Source organism: Frigoribacterium sp. CFBP 13712 (genome assembly GCF_014842255.1).
GTDB lineage: Bacteria > Actinomycetota > Actinomycetes > Actinomycetales > Microbacteriaceae > Frigoribacterium.
In genome coordinates, this window is record NZ_JACYVH010000014.1 from 1 (window position 1) to 16148 (window position 16148).

19 protein-coding genes and 1 pseudogene are annotated in these 16148 nt (G+C 67.9%); 8 read left to right on the forward strand and 12 right to left on the reverse strand.

What is annotated here, in order from left to right; genetic code table 11:
* The 6 genes and pseudogenes from IFT51_RS14530 to IFT51_RS14550 all read right to left on the reverse strand — a co-directional run.
* On the reverse strand, positions 1–278 hold a 278-nt coding region (locus IFT51_RS14530; RefSeq protein ID WP_192061822.1), incomplete at its 3' end, for a CrcB family protein.
* Between the two features lie 119 nt (positions 279–397).
* Positions 398–1090, reverse strand: coding sequence for a hypothetical protein (locus IFT51_RS15665; protein WP_192061810.1), 693 nt, complete (start codon positions 1088–1090; stop codon positions 398–400).
* A 1-nt stretch (position 1091) separates the two neighbouring features.
* The gene (locus tag IFT51_RS14540) at positions 1092–1841 is read right to left on the reverse strand and encodes a 2,3-bisphosphoglycerate-dependent phosphoglycerate mutase (RefSeq protein WP_192061811.1); all 750 of its coding nucleotides are present in this window, start codon (positions 1839–1841) and stop codon (positions 1092–1094) included.
* Positions 1842–2004: 163 nt separating this feature from the next.
* Positions 2005–2121, reverse strand: a pseudogene (locus IFT51_RS15255) (VIT family protein); the annotation flags it as partial.
* Positions 2122–2188: 67 nt separating this feature from the next.
* Positions 2189–2686, reverse strand: a complete 498-nt coding sequence (locus tag IFT51_RS14545; RefSeq protein ID WP_192061812.1) for a DUF2231 domain-containing protein — start codon at positions 2684–2686, stop codon at positions 2189–2191.
* Between the two features lie 236 nt (positions 2687–2922).
* The gene (locus tag IFT51_RS14550) at positions 2923–3720 is read right to left on the reverse strand and encodes a hypothetical protein (RefSeq protein WP_192061813.1); all 798 of its coding nucleotides are present in this window, start codon (positions 3718–3720) and stop codon (positions 2923–2925) included.
* 118 nt (positions 3721–3838) lie between these two features.
* Between IFT51_RS14550 and IFT51_RS14555 the strand changes: the two genes are divergently transcribed.
* From IFT51_RS14555 to IFT51_RS14570, 4 genes are all read left to right on the forward strand, one after another.
* Positions 3839–4639, forward strand: a complete 801-nt coding sequence (locus tag IFT51_RS14555; RefSeq protein WP_192061814.1) for a phosphatase PAP2 family protein — start codon at positions 3839–3841, stop codon at positions 4637–4639.
* The gene (locus IFT51_RS14560) at positions 4636–5298 is read left to right on the forward strand and encodes a DedA family protein (RefSeq protein ID WP_243214076.1); all 663 of its coding nucleotides are present in this window, start codon (positions 4636–4638) and stop codon (positions 5296–5298) included. The genes IFT51_RS14555 and IFT51_RS14560 overlap by 4 nt, the downstream gene beginning before the upstream one ends.
* On the forward strand, positions 5285–5956 hold the full coding sequence (locus IFT51_RS14565) for a response regulator transcription factor (protein WP_123517401.1): 672 nt from the start codon (positions 5285–5287) through the stop codon (positions 5954–5956). The genes IFT51_RS14560 and IFT51_RS14565 overlap by 14 nt, the downstream gene beginning before the upstream one ends.
* 83 nt (positions 5957–6039) lie before the next feature.
* The gene (locus IFT51_RS14570) at positions 6040–7005 is read left to right on the forward strand and encodes a sensor histidine kinase KdpD (protein ID WP_123517399.1); all 966 of its coding nucleotides are present in this window, start codon (positions 6040–6042) and stop codon (positions 7003–7005) included.
* Between the two features lie 253 nt (positions 7006–7258).
* On the opposite strand, the gene IFT51_RS14575 is transcribed toward IFT51_RS14570, so the two are convergent.
* From IFT51_RS14575 to IFT51_RS14590, 4 genes are all read right to left on the reverse strand, one after another.
* Positions 7259–7969: a zf-HC2 domain-containing protein gene (locus IFT51_RS14575; RefSeq protein WP_082452595.1), complete on the reverse strand. Its 711-nt coding sequence runs from the start codon at positions 7967–7969 to the stop codon at positions 7259–7261.
* A complete protein-coding gene (locus IFT51_RS14580) occupies positions 7966–8472 on the reverse strand; it encodes a sigma-70 family RNA polymerase sigma factor (protein WP_055801561.1) in 507 nt (168 codons plus the stop codon). Before IFT51_RS14580 ends, IFT51_RS14575 begins: the two co-directional genes overlap by 4 nt.
* 298 nt (positions 8473–8770) lie before the next feature.
* Positions 8771–9277, reverse strand: coding sequence for a hypothetical protein (locus IFT51_RS14585; RefSeq protein WP_158612599.1), 507 nt, complete (start codon positions 9275–9277; stop codon positions 8771–8773).
* Positions 9278–9705: 428 nt separating this feature from the next.
* Positions 9706–10773, reverse strand: a complete 1068-nt coding sequence (locus IFT51_RS14590; protein ID WP_192061815.1) for a sodium:calcium antiporter — start codon at positions 10771–10773, stop codon at positions 9706–9708.
* Between the two features lie 7 nt (positions 10774–10780).
* Here IFT51_RS14590 and IFT51_RS14595 point away from each other — a divergent pair, with 7 nt between their 5' ends.
* The 3 genes from IFT51_RS14595 (at position 10781) to IFT51_RS14610 (ending at position 13340) form a co-directional block, all read left to right on the forward strand.
* Positions 10781–11545: a cation diffusion facilitator family transporter gene (locus IFT51_RS14595; RefSeq protein WP_371740827.1), complete on the forward strand. Its 765-nt coding sequence runs from the start codon at positions 10781–10783 to the stop codon at positions 11543–11545.
* The gene (locus IFT51_RS14600) at positions 11542–12123 is read left to right on the forward strand and encodes a DUF305 domain-containing protein (RefSeq protein WP_055801328.1); all 582 of its coding nucleotides are present in this window, start codon (positions 11542–11544) and stop codon (positions 12121–12123) included. The genes IFT51_RS14595 and IFT51_RS14600 overlap by 4 nt, the downstream gene beginning before the upstream one ends.
* Before the next feature lie 671 nt (positions 12124–12794).
* The gene (locus IFT51_RS14610; protein WP_371740828.1) at positions 12795–13340 is read left to right on the forward strand and encodes a uracil-DNA glycosylase family protein; all 546 of its coding nucleotides are present in this window, start codon (positions 12795–12797) and stop codon (positions 13338–13340) included.
* Here the strand turns inward: IFT51_RS14610 and IFT51_RS14615 are convergent, their stop codons facing one another.
* The gene (locus IFT51_RS14615; protein WP_192061819.1) at positions 13341–14249 is read right to left on the reverse strand and encodes a LysR family transcriptional regulator; all 909 of its coding nucleotides are present in this window, start codon (positions 14247–14249) and stop codon (positions 13341–13343) included. It abuts the gene before it with no gap.
* A 69-nt stretch (positions 14250–14318) separates the two neighbouring features.
* Between IFT51_RS14615 and IFT51_RS14620 the strand changes: the two genes are divergently transcribed.
* A complete protein-coding gene (locus IFT51_RS14620; protein WP_192061820.1) occupies positions 14319–15467 on the forward strand; it encodes a TDT family transporter in 1149 nt (382 codons plus the stop codon).
* A gap of 32 nt (positions 15468–15499) precedes the next feature.
* Here IFT51_RS14620 and IFT51_RS14625 read toward each other — a convergent pair whose 3' ends face one another.
* Positions 15500–15943: a hypothetical protein gene (locus tag IFT51_RS14625; protein WP_192061821.1), complete on the reverse strand. Its 444-nt coding sequence runs from the start codon at positions 15941–15943 to the stop codon at positions 15500–15502.
* Positions 15944–16148: the final 205 nt, after the last annotated feature.

The following is a 16148-nucleotide window of genomic DNA, read 5'->3' on the forward strand; positions in this document are numbered from 1 at the left end:
GTGTCGACCGCGAGGGCGCTGTAGGTGGTGAACCCGCCGAGAACGCCTGTCCCGATGAGGAGGCGCAGGTCGCGTCGGCGACCCGCGTCCGGCCCACGTCGCACCAACGACTCGAGCAGGAGGCCGAGCGCGAACGCACCGACGACATTGATCAGCAGGATCGTCACGGGGATGCTGCCCGGTGCTGCGGGGAAGCTCAGCGCCAGGGCTTCGCGCAGGCCCGTGCCGAGCGTGCCGCCGAGGGTGACGAGTCCGATGAACCGCCACCGCAGGTGCACGGGTCGTTCGGCGCCCGTGGAGTCGTCGACATCGAGGTCCGGGTTCTGGCCCAGCCCTTCGAACTCGTCGCCTCTCCTCGAAGGCGGCGGCGGAAACGGTGAGTCGGGTGAGGGGGTGGTCACGCATCGTCCTTCGTGCTGAGGCCGTAGGGGAGTCCGGGCTGATCGGCTTCGATGTCGGTGAGGCGGTTGTACTTGCAGACCCGCTCCCGGCGTGCGGGGGCACCGGATTTGATCTGGCCGACCCCGGTGCCGACGACGAGGTCGGCGATGAACGTGTCGGTGGTCTCCCCGGAGCGGTGCGACACCATGCAGGCCATGCCGTACGACCGGGCGGTGGCGATCGCGTCGAGGGTCTGGCTGACAGAGCCGATCTGGTTCCGCTTGATGAGGACGGCGTCCGACCAGCCCTTCTCGGCACCTTCGGCGATCCTTTCGGGGTCGGTCACGTAGAGGTCGTCGCCGACGAGCTGCACGCGGCCGCCGGCCCAGGGACGTGAGGTGAGGAGGTCGCTGATCTCGGTGGTGACCATCTCTGCCGCTCTCCGAACGCCCTTGCCACCGAACGCTGCACCTCCGTCTCGGAGCTCCACGGCCTCGTGGGCACCGGTCGAGGCTCCTGCGGGGGCGGCGCCCGAGACGAGGGTGCCGTCGGCGAGTTCGAGGTCGACCTGGACGGTAGGAAATCCTCGGGAGTCCAGGATCGACCGTCCGAGAACCGACACGATCGAGATGGGGTGGGCTCCACCGTGGGTGACGTAGGTGCCGACGTCGTGGGTGTGGATGGTGCGGTTGCTGATGTAGTCGTTCATGTCAGGTTCCTCCTTCGTGGGTGATGACCGCAGCGGCTAGGGCTGCTGCGGCCGGGTCGAGATACGTGCCGCCCCGCGTCAGCGGACGCCCATCGGAGGCGAGGTCGTAGATCAGGGGGTGGCCGGTCGGGATGTTGAGCGCGGCGACCTCGAGTGGGGTGAGCGCGTCGAGCAACAGGCAGAGTGCGCGGAGGCTGTTACCGTGGCCCACCACGAGCACGGTGCCGCCGGCGGCACCGGCCCCGGCCGCCTCGGCGATGGGCCGGACCCGGGCGATGACGTCGAGCAGGCTCTCGGCCCGGGTGCGGTTCGAGGGTTCCACATGGCGAAGGGCGTCCTGAGCCCACAGCTTCGCGAACAGCGCGTCAGAGGACGGCGGGGGCGGGGTGTCCAGTGAGCGCCGCCACAGGGTGAAGTCCTCCTCGCCGGCTGAGCGGCGGACATCCGCCTTGGTCCGCCCGGTCAGGTCGCCGTAGTCGCGTTCCCGGAGTCGCACGTCGACGGTGAGGGGCTCGGACCACCGGTTCTCGGCGACCATGATGCGGGCAGTCTCGGTCGCACGGGCCAGCGGCGAGCACAGGATCGACGCCGGGCGGAAACCCGCCTCGTCGAGCAGGTGTGCAGCACGGCGGGCTTCTTCCCGGCCCCTGGTCGTGAGGGGTGAGTCGGTGATGCCGGTGAAGAGCCCGTCGGTGTTGGCCTGGCTCTGGCCGTGCCGCACGAGGGTGATCCGGGTCGTATCGGCGGTCATGGGGTCTCCTATCTCGGTGTCTGGGCACGCCAGTGGTTGAGATAGGGACTGTTGTCGACCTGAGTCGAGGTTGGTGACGGTGAGCCCCACCGCCGTGGCGTTTCCGCCATCCTCAGTGAAGCACTTATCTGATCAGGGTGCACCTGTCGAGCGACATTCCCGAGGAGACGATTCCGCCGTTCGCGCCGAGGACGCCGGCACGGAGCCAATTGAGGCGACCGGCAAGGCTCCCGGCGCGGGGCTCGTCGGGATCGGTCGGGAGAGGTGACGCGTCGGTCATGACGCCATGACAGCACCCGAGGCGTCAGGCTGCCACGCAGAGGAGCCTGCCCTCGCCAGTCCGGGTGTCATCCCTCGCTCGAGTCCGACCAGACGGCCTCCGCGCCGGAGTGACCGATCCGGACCGTCGTGACGATCCCGCCGATGCTCGTCCCCATGGCCAGGACGATCAACAGGGCGCCCACGATCAGTCGTGCGCTGCCACGGACCGCAGGACGAGGCCGCTGCTCTTCAGGGGTGAGCACCCAGTGTTGCCAGGCCCACTGCGCCACAGCGACCACGAACACCGCGATCGCCCAGGGAAGAAGGGTGTCGCCCAGTTCCGTGTGGGTCTCGAGAAGGGCGCTCCCGCCGACCCGCTCCTCCAGCGACTCGCCGGACGATGTCGCTAGTGGAACGGCGATCAGCGAGACCAGGGCGATCAGTGGAGTGATGATGCCGAGTCGTCGACGCAATGCGGGCCAGAACGCCCCGACCAGGACGAGCAGGGACGCCGTCGGGAACGCGACGGTCACCAGGTGGACGATGAGCGGGTGCAAGGGGAGGCCGTCGAGCTGCCAGTCCATGGATGTGCTTCTCTTTCTCGCAGTTCACAGCGACCGAGTCGCGATCGATGCCCGGGGTGGGGTTGAGGAGGAACCCCGGAGTGACTCTCGCGCCTCGGCTCCCAGAATCCCCCCAGAACCACGCTGGGCAGCGATGGCCCGGGTGCTGGCGAGAAAGCGCCCGGAACGTCCCACGAGCGGGGCAGAGACGAGGCGGCCCAGGATGGTTCTGGGCTCAGCGGCGCATCCCTCCACGCTTATGTACGCAGCGCCGTGCTCGCCGGTCGTCGCACCGTGAGCACGACGACGAGGGCCGCGATCGCGGCCAGGAACACCACGCTCGTGACGGTCGACCCGAGGCCGAGCCCGTCGTCCGCGACCGGCTGCGACAGGAAATCTCCGACGGAGGCGCCGAACGGCCGGGTGAGGACGTACGCGGCCCAGAAGGCGAGCACCGACCCGACGCCGGCGAACCGGTGGGCCAGGGCGACGACGGCGATGGCCGCCGCGAACAGCAGCGCCGAGGGCAGGTAGCCGAGCGCGAGCTGCTCGCCGAGCAGGTCGCCGACCGCGGTGCCGAGGGCGAAGGTCATCAACACGGCGGCCCAGTAGAAGGCCTCGCGACGCGGGGTCGTGACCTCGTGGATCGACAGGGTGCCCTCGACGCGGTGCCAGGCGACGAACACGACGGCCAGCGCCACCGCGAAGACGGCCGTCGACACCCACAGGCTGACGCCGAGCGAGTCGGTCAGCGTGTCGGTGAGGAGGGTGCCGACGACGCTGACCAGCACGACCGCGAGCCAGTACACGACGGGCACGTAGGCCCGAGTCCTGAACTGCACGACCAGCGCAACGACGAGCAGGGCAGCCATCACCACACTCGTCACGGTCAGCCCGAGTCCGAGGCCGTCGGCGAGGAAGTCGGCGAAGGTCTCGCCGACGGTGGTGCAGAGCACCTTGATCACCCAGAAGGCGACGGTGATCTCGGGGACCTTGTTGAGCCGGGCCCGGCGGTCGGGGGCCGTGGCCCCGGTCGGAACAGCGCGTGTCGTCATGCGAAGACGGTCGCGTGTCGCCTCCCAGAAATCGCCCAGAGCCCGAGACGAGGAGGCGCGGGTCGGCCCGCCAGGGCATCTGGGCGGTTTCTGGGACGGCCGGGCGGAGGCTCGGCGCATGACCGTCCTGCACAGTCCGACCTCGTCGGCGCTCCCTCGCGACCGCACCGCGCCTCCTCTGTTCCCGGCCGTCCGCGCCGTCGTCCGCGACGGGGCGTGGGCGGCATGGGGCGCGACCGGCATCGCCGGCGTCGTCGTCGCGGGGCTGCTGATCACCTCGGGCGCGAGCGGCGTGAGCGAGGTCGACCTCGACCTCGTGCAGCGCGCGAGCCGGGCGCACGTGCCGGTGCTCGACGAGGCCTCCTTGCTCGTGGATCGCCTGCTCGCGCCGCAGCTGGGCGCAGCCCTCGTGCTGCTGCTGGTCGTGGCGGTGTGGGTCGTGAGCCGTCGCGCGGCTGCCGCCCTCACGGTGCTCGGCGTCGCTGTCGGGCCATGGGCCGCGGCCGAGCTGGTCAAGCTCGTCGTGCAGCGCGACCGACCCGACCCAGGGCTCCTCGTCGACCCGCTGATCATCGAGCCGCACTCATTCTCGTTCCCGAGTGGCCACACGGCCCTCGCGACAGGGCTCGCACTCGCACTGGTCCTGATCGCCTGGGGGCGTCGCCGCGCACGAGTCGTCATCGCCCTGTGCGGGGCGGCGGTGGCGGTCGTCGGGCTGTCTCGCGTCTGGGTGGGCGTGCACTACCCGAGCGACACGCTCGCCTCTGTCGTGCTCGGCTGCTCGGTGGTGGCGCTGGCCCTGCCGCCGTGGCTGCGCCTCCTCGACCGGGTCCAGCGGCGCTCGGGGACTGGCCACCCCATCGGACCGTCTGCGCCGAACTCCATCCCGACCATCGACCAAGGACGGACCCGGGCGTGAGCATCCTCGACCCCCAGACCCTCCTCGCCGGCATGGGCCCGTGGGCCCTCGGCGGCCTGTCGCTGATGATCTTCGTCGAGTCGGGCCTGCTGTTCCCCTTCCTGCCCGGCGACTCGCTGCTCGTCACCGCAGGGCTGCTGCACCAGAGCCTCGGCCTGAGCGTCGCGGTGATCGCGCTCTGCGGGCTCCTCGCGGCGGCGGCCGGGGACCAGGTCGGCTTCTTCCTCGGCCACCGGTTCGGGCGCCGCTGGTTCCGCCCCGACGCCCGCGTGCTCAAGACCGCGCACCTCGAGCAGGCCCAGGCGTTCTTCGAGCGGCACGGCGGCAAAGCGCTCGTGCTCGGCCGGTTCGTCCCCGTCGTCCGCACCTTCGTGCCCCTCGCCGCCGGCACCAGCGGCTACCCGTACCGCCGGTTCATCGTGTGGAACCTCACCGGTGCGTTCCTCTGGGCCGTCGGCATGACGGTGCTCGGATCACTGCTCGGTGGCCTACCGTTCGTGGCAGACCACATCGACCTGCTCGCCGTCGGGCTCGTCGTCGTGTCGGTGCTGCCGATCGTGGTCACCGCCCTGCGGCGTTCGCACGCCGCCCGGGCCTCGAACGACACCGAGCCGACGACGACGACGAGAGACGAGGAGGCGGTGGGTGACCGGTCCTGACACGCGCCCGCGCCTCCTGCTGGTCGAGGACGACCCTGGACTCGGGCCCATCGTGGCCGACGTGCTCGGCGAGGCCTGGCAGGTCGACCTCGTGGCCGACGGCCGGCGGGGGCTCGAGGCCGCACGAGCTGGTGGGTACGCCGTGCTGGTCGTCGACCGGCGCCTCCCGGGGCTCGAGGGCACCGAGCTCGTCGCGACCCTCCGTCGTGAGCACGTGACGACGCCGGTGCTCATGTTGACCGCACTCGGCACGACCGCCGACCGCGTCGCGGGGCTCGACGGCGGGGCTGACGACTACCTCGTCAAGCCGTTCGAGTTCGACGAGCTGTTCGCCCGGCTGCGCGCCCTGACGCGGTCGTTCGCCGCCGAGGAGCGCTGGCTCGACGTGGGCGAGGCACGCCTCTACCCCGAGAGCCGCATCTTCGTCACGCCGTGGTCGAGCCGCGTCGTGCTGAGCGAGCGGGAGAGCGCACTGCTCGCCGAGCTGGCGCGGTGCCCCGACCACACCTTCGACCGGGCGGACCTGCTCTCCCGCGTGTTCCCGCACGGCGAGCAGCTCGGCACCGTCGACACCTACGTCAGCTACCTACGCCGCAAGATCGACCGCGACGTCGTGCTGACGGTGCGGGGGAGCGGCTACCGGGTGGGCGCCCTGTGAGACGGCAACGAGGGACCGAAGTAGACCGAGTCGCCGACAACGCAGCACTTCGGACCGCCGCGCGATCCATCGGCCTGCAGATCATGCTCGTCTCGGCCCTCGTCGTCGTGGGTGCACTCGCCCTAACGATCGCGTGGGTGCTGCACCAGACCGTCCCCAAGGAGCGACTTGAACAGGTCGCCGCCGCCGGCCAGGGCGAGGTCTTCGTCTCAGCAATCGACGTCGTGGCCGGCCTCATTGTGCTCGGTATCGGAGGCGTCGTCTTCGCCGGGCTCGTGACTCTGGTCATTGCCCGACGTGCCGTCCGGCCACTCGGCGACGCGCTCCGCGTGCAACGACAGTTTGTCGCCGACGCCAGCCACGAGCTCCGCACGCCCCTCGCCGTCCTGGACGCCCGCCTCCAGGCGCTGCAACGCAAAATCGCTGGCGGCGCAGCGACAGCCGACGACAAGGTCACCGCTGACCTAGCGAGACTCCGTGACGACTCGCGGGCCCTGATCGACATCGTCGGTGACCTGCTCGAAGCAGCGGGAGGAGACTCTTCCGCTGCTTCGACCATGTCCCACCCCGTGCATCTCAACGACGTGGTCGAGGACGTCCTTCGGTCAATGTCGGTGCTCGCTGACAAGCGCGATGTAGCCCTGCGGTACGACACTGTTGGCTCCGCACACGTCGACGCGCCGACTGCGAGCCTCCGCCGCGCGGTACTTGCCTTAGTCGACAACGCCATTGGCCACGCCCCCTCGGGATCAACCGTGACCGTGTCGACCCGCCTCGAGCGTGACTCGGCCATCATCACGGTAACGGACGAGGGACGAGGCATAACGGGTATCAAACCAACCCGGGTCTTCGACCGGTTCGCCCGCTCAGACCCGGCACCCGAAACCACTGGGACGAACGCACACGCCAGCCGTCCCAGCTTCGGCATCGGCCTCGCACTCGTTAGAGAGGTTGCTCTTCGTCACGGCGGCAGTGTCCGGGTAGCCGCAACTTCCCCCACCGGGACGACGCTTGAGCTGGTCCTACCGGCCTCAAATCAGGGGACCTGACACCAGTGACCCAGGCGCCCGATAGGAGAGCCTTCACCGAGATACGTTTCGGACTGACCTATCGAGACGGCAAGGTCAGCGCACTTCCGGAGGAGTGGTTGAGGTGCGGACGCGTTCGGTGACCGATCCGCCACCGAGAGCGATTTCGGACCGATTTATCGAGACGATCTGGGCCCCGCAACTAAGAGGGAGTGGTCGCAGCCAACGAGCGTCCGGTGACCGACCGTCTAACGGGCGTCTCGTTCGGAGGTGCTCAGGTGTCTAGCCGAGCCAACGCGACCGTGGATCCCTGCAAGCGGATTTCTACACTCGTGATCTTCAGGCTGGGAATAGCCGTCGACGCAGACAGATCTGCGGCACGCGAGCCAGCTGCGTCCCACGTCGCGACGGTAAGCGTGGTGTTGTCCGTTTGTGTGACCACGAGCTCGTATCGGGAGTTGTCTGGCGCATCCGCGCCGTAGTCGCAGTTCCAATCGAGCCTCGTGCCCCAAGATTTCTCCTCGATCTGCAGACCGGCAGTAAGGGTGGTGGAGTCAGTTCCGGGGTCCATGGGCTGGAACGTCATTTGGGCCGTCGCTGGGCCGACGTCGTTTCTTGCGCCCACGGCGAGCCCCCCGAAGACGGCGGCAGCAACAGCAGCGGCAACTGCGAGAGCCATGACTCCTCGGCGGCGGCGTTGACTCTTGCGGAAGCGGTGGGCCATCAGCGACAACGTTTCTGATGGCGCCTGAGTTTCATCCATACCCAGAGGTGAATGGATGGCAAGGGCCTCTTCCGGCGAGATTCGGCTCAGGATGCCTGGGAGACCCGCAAGTTCCGTCACCGCTTCACGGCAGTTGGCGCAGGTACTGAGGTGCTGCTCGTATTCGCGACGTTCATCGGTGGGGAGCGCTCCGAGGACGTAGGACGCGTCCCAGTCTTGGTAACGGTCCTCGTTAGCTTGAAGATCGGGATGCTCAGTCATCGTGTGACGCCCCTTTCTTGGAGGGCTAGCCTCAGCCCGCGTAACCCATAGTGGAGCCGCGATTTCGCGGTTCCTTCTGGGATGCCAAGCCGTCTCGAAATTTCAGGAATGCTCTGACCAGCGAAGTACGCATCGATGACGATCTGACGGTGGTGGTCGGAGAGCGACGCCAGCGCGTCCGCAACGATGATGCTGTCCAGGACGGCATCAGTGCGATCGAGAGCAGTGCCTTCTACCTCGCCAAGGGCTGCCACTTCTCGTCGACTCCGGGCAGATCGTGCGTCGTCGATGACGAGGCGCCGAGCGACCGTGAACAGCCACGCTTGAGCCGCATCCTTGTCGAGCTCCAGCACCTTAGGACGCTGCCATGCTCTCAGCATTGTCTCTTGAACGATGTCCTCGGTCAGCGCCGCGTTCCGAGTGAGGCTGTGTGTGTAACGGCGAAGCGCCCCGCCGTGGCACTCGAACAATGTCGACAAAAGCTCGTCACTGGCTCGGGCCATGACCTTCACCGCCTCGCGCCAGTGAAGTCCGGCTAGTGCCTGATCCAGGACCGCCTCTTGTCGTGCCTGTATCGAGCGCACCGAGGAACGCCGATGCGCACCAGTGATCGAACCTCATGCCATCGACCAGGCCAGGACATGGGTTCACCGTCTGAGCGGAAGCAGTCGACGTATTCGCACCCACTGTCTCTGCCTTGATGTCGATGAGCACTGCCTTGTGGCTCCTTTGCTCGGGTGGGGTTGTGGAGCTGCGAGGGCCTGCAACCCGGAGAGTTCTGTCCGGCAGGCACGCGCGCGATCAGGAGGCTGGGGTCGCTGCGCCCTCAGTGGCTGCTTCCATGTTGATCGTGCCGTCCGGCTGGAGGACGTACCAGGCATCCTTCACGCCCTGTCCGTTGACCTGTCCAGGTTCGGTGTCCTTCGCGAACCGGTACACCGGCCAGCCGTCGACGGTCAGCTGGGTTGTCCCGTCCGTGCGGGTGAGGGAACCGATCTCGCCCGTGATGCCTTCTGGGGAGGACGTGTCGGAGGCTTCAACTGCCGGCCAGGTCGTGGCGCATTCGTCGTAGCAGTTGCTGGTGCCCGAGTCCTGCTCGTCCATCTTGAACGTGTAGATCGTGTACCCGGCGTCGTCGGTGATGATCTCGCCCAGGGGAGACGTTGCGGTGCCGAGGACTGCCGCTGCCGCGGTGGTCTCGGCGGGGGCCGGCTCGGTGGAGTCGGTCGTCGTGGATGATTCGGCAGATGTGGTGCACCCGGAGAGAGCGGCCGCCGCCAAAACGGCCGTCGTGAGGGTGATGGTCATTCGCTTGTGCATGATTCCTCCTGCTGGTACGCCGGCCCAGGTAGCCCGCTTACTACGAACACGATGCAGCTCATCCAGAAGTTCATCCGTGGCCGAAAAAGATTGGCGGTCGCAGGCAGCCGTCCTCACTCCCGGCGAAACGGGTGGCAGACGCGAGTGGCAACCCTGCACCGAGGGCACCGCTGTCACACATCATCACTCTGGGCCACTGTTCGCAGCTGCAGCGTCACGCCCTGCTGGACGACGTGACTATCCATGTTCACGACGTGATCTGGTCTCGAAACATCCCCCGGGACCGGATTACGGCGATCTCAGACGTCGGCCAGGTCGAGTACAAGGACGCCCGCGGCTACAGCAGCATGGGCGCCTTGGTCAACTTCCACGGCTCATTGGGCTTGACGGTCGCCAGTGTCGCCGGGCTGGTCCTGTCAGCCGAGCGTGATGGCGACGAGGCCACCGATGCCGACCGCGTAGAGCACGAGCACGACGAACGAGTCCACGCCCATGCCCGCCATGCGTCGTCGCGGCCGAAAGAGCAGGCCGACGGCGTAGACGAGCGTGAGGAGCGCGGCGAGGGCGGTCAGGTAGACGTCGCTGGTGTTCGACTGGGGCAGGATCGCCTGCCCGGAGATGACCGTGGCGACGAGGAAGAGCACGGGCAGGAAGGCGTTGCCGCCGAAGATATCGCTCATGGCCAGGTTGTCGTCGCCCTGCTTGACGGCCTGCAACCCGGTCGAGATCTCGGGCAGGCTCGTCGCCAGGGCCAGGACTGTCGCGCCGAACAGCACACCCGACAAGCCGATCTGCGACGCGGCCGCGTCGCCCGCGCGTTCGAGCACGACGCCGGCGACGAGCGTGGCGAGGGCCGACAGGCCGAAGACGACCGCGGCCTTCTTCGTGCTCATGGTCGTCGGCGACGGGTTCGAGCGCGTCCGGTGTCCGCGCGGTCGCGGCGTCGACGTGTCAGGTGCCGCTCCGGCCTCGTGCCACGGCAGGCCCTTGCCGGCACGCCGGACGAGGAACAGGCCCACGAGCCAGATGACGGCGATGAGGACGACGTCCGGCGTCAGGCGCGCCACTGTGAGCGAGGACGGCAGCTGGGTTCCGGCGATGACGACGGCGAGGACCGCCACCACGACCAGTGCCTCGAGCAGCAGCCCTAGGGAGGCCGCGCGATAGGTGAGGGGGTGGACACCCTTGCCGCGTTTCCCGAGGGCGTCCAGGACGACGAGGACGACCGTCTGAAGGGCGATGCCGCCGAGGATGTTGCCCGCGGCCACCTCGAGCGAGCCCGAGAGGGCGGCGCTGACCGTGATGGCGATCTCGGGCAGGTTGGTCGCCACCGCGAGGACGATGAGTCCGCCGAGCGCGCTACCGAGGTGGAGTCGGGAGTCGAGGACGTCGGTCGTTTTCGACAGCTGGATGCCGGCGACCCAGATGACGGCGGCGCCGGCGACGAAGATGGCGGCTAACAGCCAGAGGGGAAGGGTGTCCATGCGTGCTATGCAACTCCTCGGGGTGCGCCTTTCGACGCGGGGCGATCGTCGAGACGGATGCCGGCGGCCCCCGGCCGGTCCAGGCGCCTTGCACTCGTCGGCAGCCGTCGCGGGCTGGGAATCGATCAACCGCCTCATCGACCCCAGGCCGATCGCGAATCCCTGGCTGCTGGTCGCCGCTGGGCTCATCGGCTTTGCAGACAACGAACTCGTCGCGATCTACCGCATCCGCGTCGGGCGACGGATCGGATCGGCAGCCCTTGTCGCTGACGGGGTCCACGCCCGCCTGGACGGCTTCACGTCCCTGTCTGTCGTGCTGGGCGCCATCGGGGTCCTCGCCGGGTTCCCGCTCGCGGACCCCATCATCGGCCTGCTCATCGCAGCCTCGATCATGGTCCTGCCCTGGGGGACGGTGAAATCCATCGGCCGACGGCTGATGGACGGCATCGACCCCGACCTCCACAAGCGAGCCGAACACGCCCTGGAACACGCCCTGGGCGTGCGGGGCTTCCACGATCTTTATCTCCGGTGGATCGGGCACCGTCTCACCGGCTCCGCAACCATCGAGGTCGACGCCGAAGACCTCCTGACGGCGTCCCAGACCGCCGACCAGGCCGAGGCGCATCTGCGCGCTGCGCTCGGCAACCTCGACGCGTTCACCGTTACACCGATACCACCGGTGCCGGCTCAGAGGCTCTCATCAGCCGTACGCGGCACGATACCTCCGGGGGGTATCTTTTTTTCGATTCTGACCCTGGAAGAACGACCATGAACCGCACCGCCACCATCTTCATCAGCGCAACTGCGACCATTGCTGCCCTCGCCCTCGCGGGGTGCGCCGAGGCGTCGTCGTCCGCAGGCGACACGTCGTCCGCGTCGTCGTCCCAGGCTGCTGCCTTCAACGATCAAGACGTCATGTTCGCCCAGATGATGCTCCCGCACCACACCCAGGCCGTCGAGATGAGCGACATGCTCCTCGCGAAAGACGGTATCGACGGGGACGTGATCACCCTTGCCGAGACGATCAAGGCCGAGCAGGCCCCGGAGATTGATCAGCTCACGACATGGCTCAAGGCTTGGGGGCAGGACACTGAGGCGTCCATGGATCACTCCATGGACGGCATGATGAGCGACTCCGACATGGACGCCCTCGAGAATGCTGACGGAACCGACGCGGCGCGGCTGTTCCTGGAACAGATGACGACACACCACGAGGGGGCTGTCGAGATGGCGCAGACCGAGATCGAGGGTGGGCAGAACCCTGACGCGGTCCAGCTGGCGACAGCGATCGTCTCCTCTCAGACTGACCAGATCGACACGATGGAAGACCTCCTCGCGGTAATCAAGTAGCCGTCCTCGTCGCAGGCCAGCGTGCCCCAAGACGGTCACCAGAATCTCGGTCTTGGTAATGCAGTCCCGGGATGGCTCGGGGAGCCACAAGCAGCGGAATTTTGGTCGCCACCTGGGGTGGCAGCGATACCGGTCGCCGGCCTCGTGGTCGACGTCGCTCCCGCAGTCCTGCTGGTGAGGATGTGACCCGTGCTGAAAACGTCCGCCTAGCAATCGGTCACCGGTTGAGGCAGCCCCAGGCATCATGAGGGGCATGAGAGCGGGGACAGTGACTTACGGGAAGACCCTCGCTGGTGTCTTGGCTGTTCTCAGCGATGTCGATCCGTATGGTCTCGAGCCTGGTCAGCCGGACGGTGCTCCGTCAGATGAGTGCGAGATGGAGGCGGTCGACCTGGTTCGCATTCTCCTCAGGGCCGATGCCGTCACGATCCTTGATGTCGAGGCGGTGTGGATGCGCTGGTTCTCGGAGTCGCTCGTCCTTCGACTCGGACCGCCCCGAATGGCGCAACTGGTTGATCGCTTGAACGCACGCGTGGACGGTGCCCGATAGAGGATCGCCCACTGGATCACTTGCTGTGGGGCGAGTGCACTCGGAGCGGACGCCGTCTTGGTCGTTCCACGTCGTCGGTGAGCGTGGGCGGAAATGGTCCTCGACGTCGTAGCGTCTAGGGATGCAGCAGCCCAGCGGCCTCGATCAGCTCGTATCGGAATGGCGGAGCTCCGGACCAGGACGTGCGCGCTTCGTGCCGGGCTTCGACCCATCAGGTGGAGGAGCAGCGGCGAAAGTCCTCGTGCTGATGGAATCACCCGGTCCTGCCACGATCAGGCAGGGCGAGGACGCGATCAGCAGTGAGGACAACCCGGGGCCGACGGCGTCAGCGTTCAAGCGAGCACGAATCGAGTCGGGTCTGGGCAGGCACGTCTACCTGCGATGGAACATCGTCCCGTGGGCCCTGGGCCGGGCGCCGACCGTCACCGATCTCGACGACGCCCGCCCCGCCCTCGCTCAGCTGCTCGATTCTCTGCCGCAGCTGCGAGCGATCGTGACCTTCGGAACTCCAGCCCTGACGGGCGTGATGAGGTACTTCACCCTGGAACCGCGTGCGAGGGTCCTTCCCGTGCTCGCAGCACCCCATCTGTCGCCGGCGAACGCCACCCGCGCCGGCGAGAAGCACCTGCGGGCCGTCACGGCCCTACGGCACGCATCGCTCCTCTGATCATCTCCGCGAGGAGTGGGGGCTGTGCTGCAACGCGGCGATCACGGCCAGGAGCTCCTGCGCCCCGGCGCTCAGACCGGCCGACCACACAGCGCGAAACGGTCGCCTCAGGTCGACGGCTGCCGGGACGGTGACGAGGCGCCCGGCGCGGAGGTCGTCCTCGACCAGCAACGAGCTGATGACTCCCGGACCCACACCGCCGGCGATGGCCGCCCGGATGGCGCCCGTCGACGACAACTGCGCAGCGGGTTCTGCCATCAGGGCAGGGTCGATCCCCAGGGCGAGCTCGAGGGTCCGGCGGGTGCCCGAGCCCGACTCCCGAGACACGAGCGGTGTGGATGCGAGATGCGCTGCCGTCACGGGCTCGGACTTCGATGCCCATGCGTGCCCGGGCGAGACGACGACGAGCAGTTCGTCGACACCCAGGACGGTGCTGGCGAGCCCGTCGGCCTCATCAGGGGTCTCCGTGAACCCGAGGTGCGCGCGCCCCGAACGGACCTCGTCGACGACCCAGTCGCTGTTGCCCGATTCCAGGCGCACCCGGACACGATCCGCTGCCGCTGTCATCCAGCGGGGCATCAGCGCCTCTGACACCGTCTGACTCGCCGCGACGAGGAGAGCGTCGGAGGCGCCGGTCATCAGGGTGTGCAGCGATCGTTCGAAGGTGGTCGCCGCCTCGAGCAGGGGTCGGCCCCACTCGCACACCAGGAGTCCGTGCTCGGTGAGCGCCGAGCCCGCCCGAGAGCGGACGAGCAACGTGCGACCCAGCCGCCGCTCGGCGCCCGTGATGCGAGACGATGCCGCCTGCTGGCTGATGCCCACCGATGTCGCGGCACGGCCCAGACTGCCCGACCTCGAGATCGCCTCCAGCAGTCGGAGCGTCTCGAGATCAACAGGGAGTCCGGTCACAAAGATCGATTGTGACACCACAAGCATCCGCCCGTATCGGCAGCCGGACGCACGCACGAAGATCGAGGTATGCCTGCCACGATCACACCGCATGTCGCCCCACCCCGCACGCACGGTCTGTTCCGCCAGCTCGAGCACCGCGGGCAGATCGTGTCGAACCTGACCCCGAACTGGTTCGCGTCGATCATGGGGACCGGCATCGTCGCCAACGCCGCGGCGACCCTGCCGTTGCAGTTCCCGGGGCTGCGCCCCGCCGCGACCATCGTCTGGGCGCTGGCCAGCGTGTTGTTGGTCGCTCTCAGCACGGCGACCGTCCTGCACTGGGTGCGTTACCGGGCCACCGCGCGGGGGCATCGACTCAATCCGGTGATGGCGCACTTCTACGGGGCACCGCCCATGGCGCTGCTGACCGTCGGCGCGGGAACCCTGCTCTTGGGGAAAGACGTCCTCGGTACGCCCCTGGCGGTCGGCATCGACTGGGTGTTGTGGACCATCGGCACGGTGCTCGGCCTCGTCAGCGCGATCGCGGTCCCGTACCTGACGTTCACCCGGCACGACACGGCCCCCGACAGTGCGTTCGGCGGCTGGCTCATGCCCGTGGTTCCCCCAATGGTGTCTGCCTCTACCGGTGCGCTGCTGCTGCCCTTCCTGCCCGCGGGGCAGGCAAGGCAGAACATGCTCTGGGGGTGCTACGCGATGTTCGGCTTGTCGTTGCTGGCGTCGATCGTGATCATCACGCTGATCTGGTCACGCCTGGCCCAGCACAAGATCGGCCCGGTCGGCATGGTCCCGACCCTCTGGATCGTCCTCGGCCCCCTGGGGCAGTCGATCACCGCAGTCAACCTGCTCGGTGGCAACGCCCACCTCGCCGTCGACCAGGGAACCTCGCACGCCCTGTTCGTCTTCGGGCTCGTCTACGGTGTGCCCACCCTGGGATTCGCCCTGATGTGGGCGGCACTGGCATCGGCCATCACCCTCCGCACCATGCGCCAGGGGCTCCCGTTCTCACTCACCTGGTGGTCGTTCACCTTCCCCGTCGGCACCTGCGTGACAGGCCTGAACGGTCTGGCCCTGCACACGGGACTCGTCACGCTGCAGGTACTGGCGGTCGTGTTCTACATCGGGCTCGTCGGGGCCTGGATCACGGTCGCCGCGCGCACCTTCCACGGCAGCGTCATCCGCGGAACTCTCCTCGCGCCTCCCCGCCCCCTGCCCTGACCGCGGACGACGAGGGCGCGTGGGGGAGCGGCTCAGATCGAACAGGCGTCGTTCCAGTCACGGCGATAGGCCTCGGGGTCACTGACGTCGACGATGGCCGAGGCGGCACCCTTGGGCTCGTCACGCGACCGGTAGCTCTCGAACGCCACCGCACTGCGGTCGTTGCTCGCCGGATCACGCACCCCGGAGGCCTCCACCCACACAGTCCAGTTCCACCGCGTCCGGACGCCAGGCTGCAACGCGCCTTCGCCGACGACCAACACCACGTCCGTGCCGGCGGGTGAATACTCGACGTCTGCGCCCGTGAATGCTCGGACCGACGACGTGAGACCTCTCGCGCTGATCTCCCGAGCCAACTGACTGCCCATGTCCGAGAGTTGCTCGCCAGCATCGCCATCCACAGCCACGATGCCTCCACCGGACGGAAGCCGACTCAGCATCTCGGAAACCAAGTCGTGGATGACGGTGTTGCTCATGATGCTTTCTCCTGCTCACTCGTCAGCATGACGCTCGCGATATGGCCGCGCGCTCGATAGCCGATCATGACGTGCCGATGGTGAGGCCGACAAGCCCGGCAGCGACGGCGAGCAGCAGCATGCCCGCGCCGCTGGCGATCCCAGCGACCCATCTCCTCTCGGCTACGAGGCGCACGGTCTCGACGCTGGCGGTGCTGAACGTGGT

What these genes read in the sequence shown, in the direction of transcription:
- IFT51_RS14620 (WP_192061820.1), top strand. Translation starts at nt 14,319, where the DNA reads ATGCCTGCCACGATCACACCGCATGTCGCCCCACCCCGCACGCACGGT.
- IFT51_RS14585 (WP_158612599.1), bottom strand. Translation starts at nt 9,277, where the DNA reads ATGACCATCACCCTCACGACGGCCGTTTTGGCGGCGGCCGCTCTCTCC.
- IFT51_RS14575 (WP_082452595.1), bottom strand. Translation starts at nt 7,969, where the DNA reads ATGACTGAGCATCCCGATCTTCAAGCTAACGAGGACCGTTACCAAGAC.
- IFT51_RS14610 (WP_371740828.1), top strand. Translation starts at nt 12,795, where the DNA reads ATGCAGCAGCCCAGCGGCCTCGATCAGCTCGTATCGGAATGGCGGAGC.
- IFT51_RS14545 (WP_192061812.1), bottom strand. Translation starts at nt 2,686, where the DNA reads ATGGACTGGCAGCTCGACGGCCTCCCCTTGCACCCGCTCATCGTCCAC.
- IFT51_RS14555 (WP_192061814.1), top strand. Translation starts at nt 3,839, where the DNA reads ATGACCGTCCTGCACAGTCCGACCTCGTCGGCGCTCCCTCGCGACCGC.
- IFT51_RS14570 (WP_123517399.1), top strand. Translation starts at nt 6,040, where the DNA reads ATGCTCGTCTCGGCCCTCGTCGTCGTGGGTGCACTCGCCCTAACGATC.
- IFT51_RS14625 (WP_192061821.1), bottom strand. Translation starts at nt 15,943, where the DNA reads ATGAGCAACACCGTCATCCACGACTTGGTTTCCGAGATGCTGAGTCGG.
- IFT51_RS14600 (WP_055801328.1), top strand. Translation starts at nt 11,542, where the DNA reads ATGAACCGCACCGCCACCATCTTCATCAGCGCAACTGCGACCATTGCT.
- IFT51_RS14580 (WP_055801561.1), bottom strand. Translation starts at nt 8,472, where the DNA reads ATGGCCCGAGCCAGTGACGAGCTTTTGTCGACATTGTTCGAGTGCCAC.
- IFT51_RS14595 (WP_371740827.1), top strand. Translation starts at nt 10,781, where the DNA reads ATGCAACTCCTCGGGGTGCGCCTTTCGACGCGGGGCGATCGTCGAGAC.
- IFT51_RS14550 (WP_192061813.1), bottom strand. Translation starts at nt 3,720, where the DNA reads ATGACGACACGCGCTGTTCCGACCGGGGCCACGGCCCCCGACCGCCGG.
- IFT51_RS14540 (WP_192061811.1), bottom strand. Translation starts at nt 1,841, where the DNA reads ATGACCGCCGATACGACCCGGATCACCCTCGTGCGGCACGGCCAGAGC.
- IFT51_RS14590 (WP_192061815.1), bottom strand. Translation starts at nt 10,773, where the DNA reads ATGGACACCCTTCCCCTCTGGCTGTTAGCCGCCATCTTCGTCGCCGGC.
- IFT51_RS15665 (WP_192061810.1), bottom strand. Translation starts at nt 1,090, where the DNA reads ATGAACGACTACATCAGCAACCGCACCATCCACACCCACGACGTCGGC.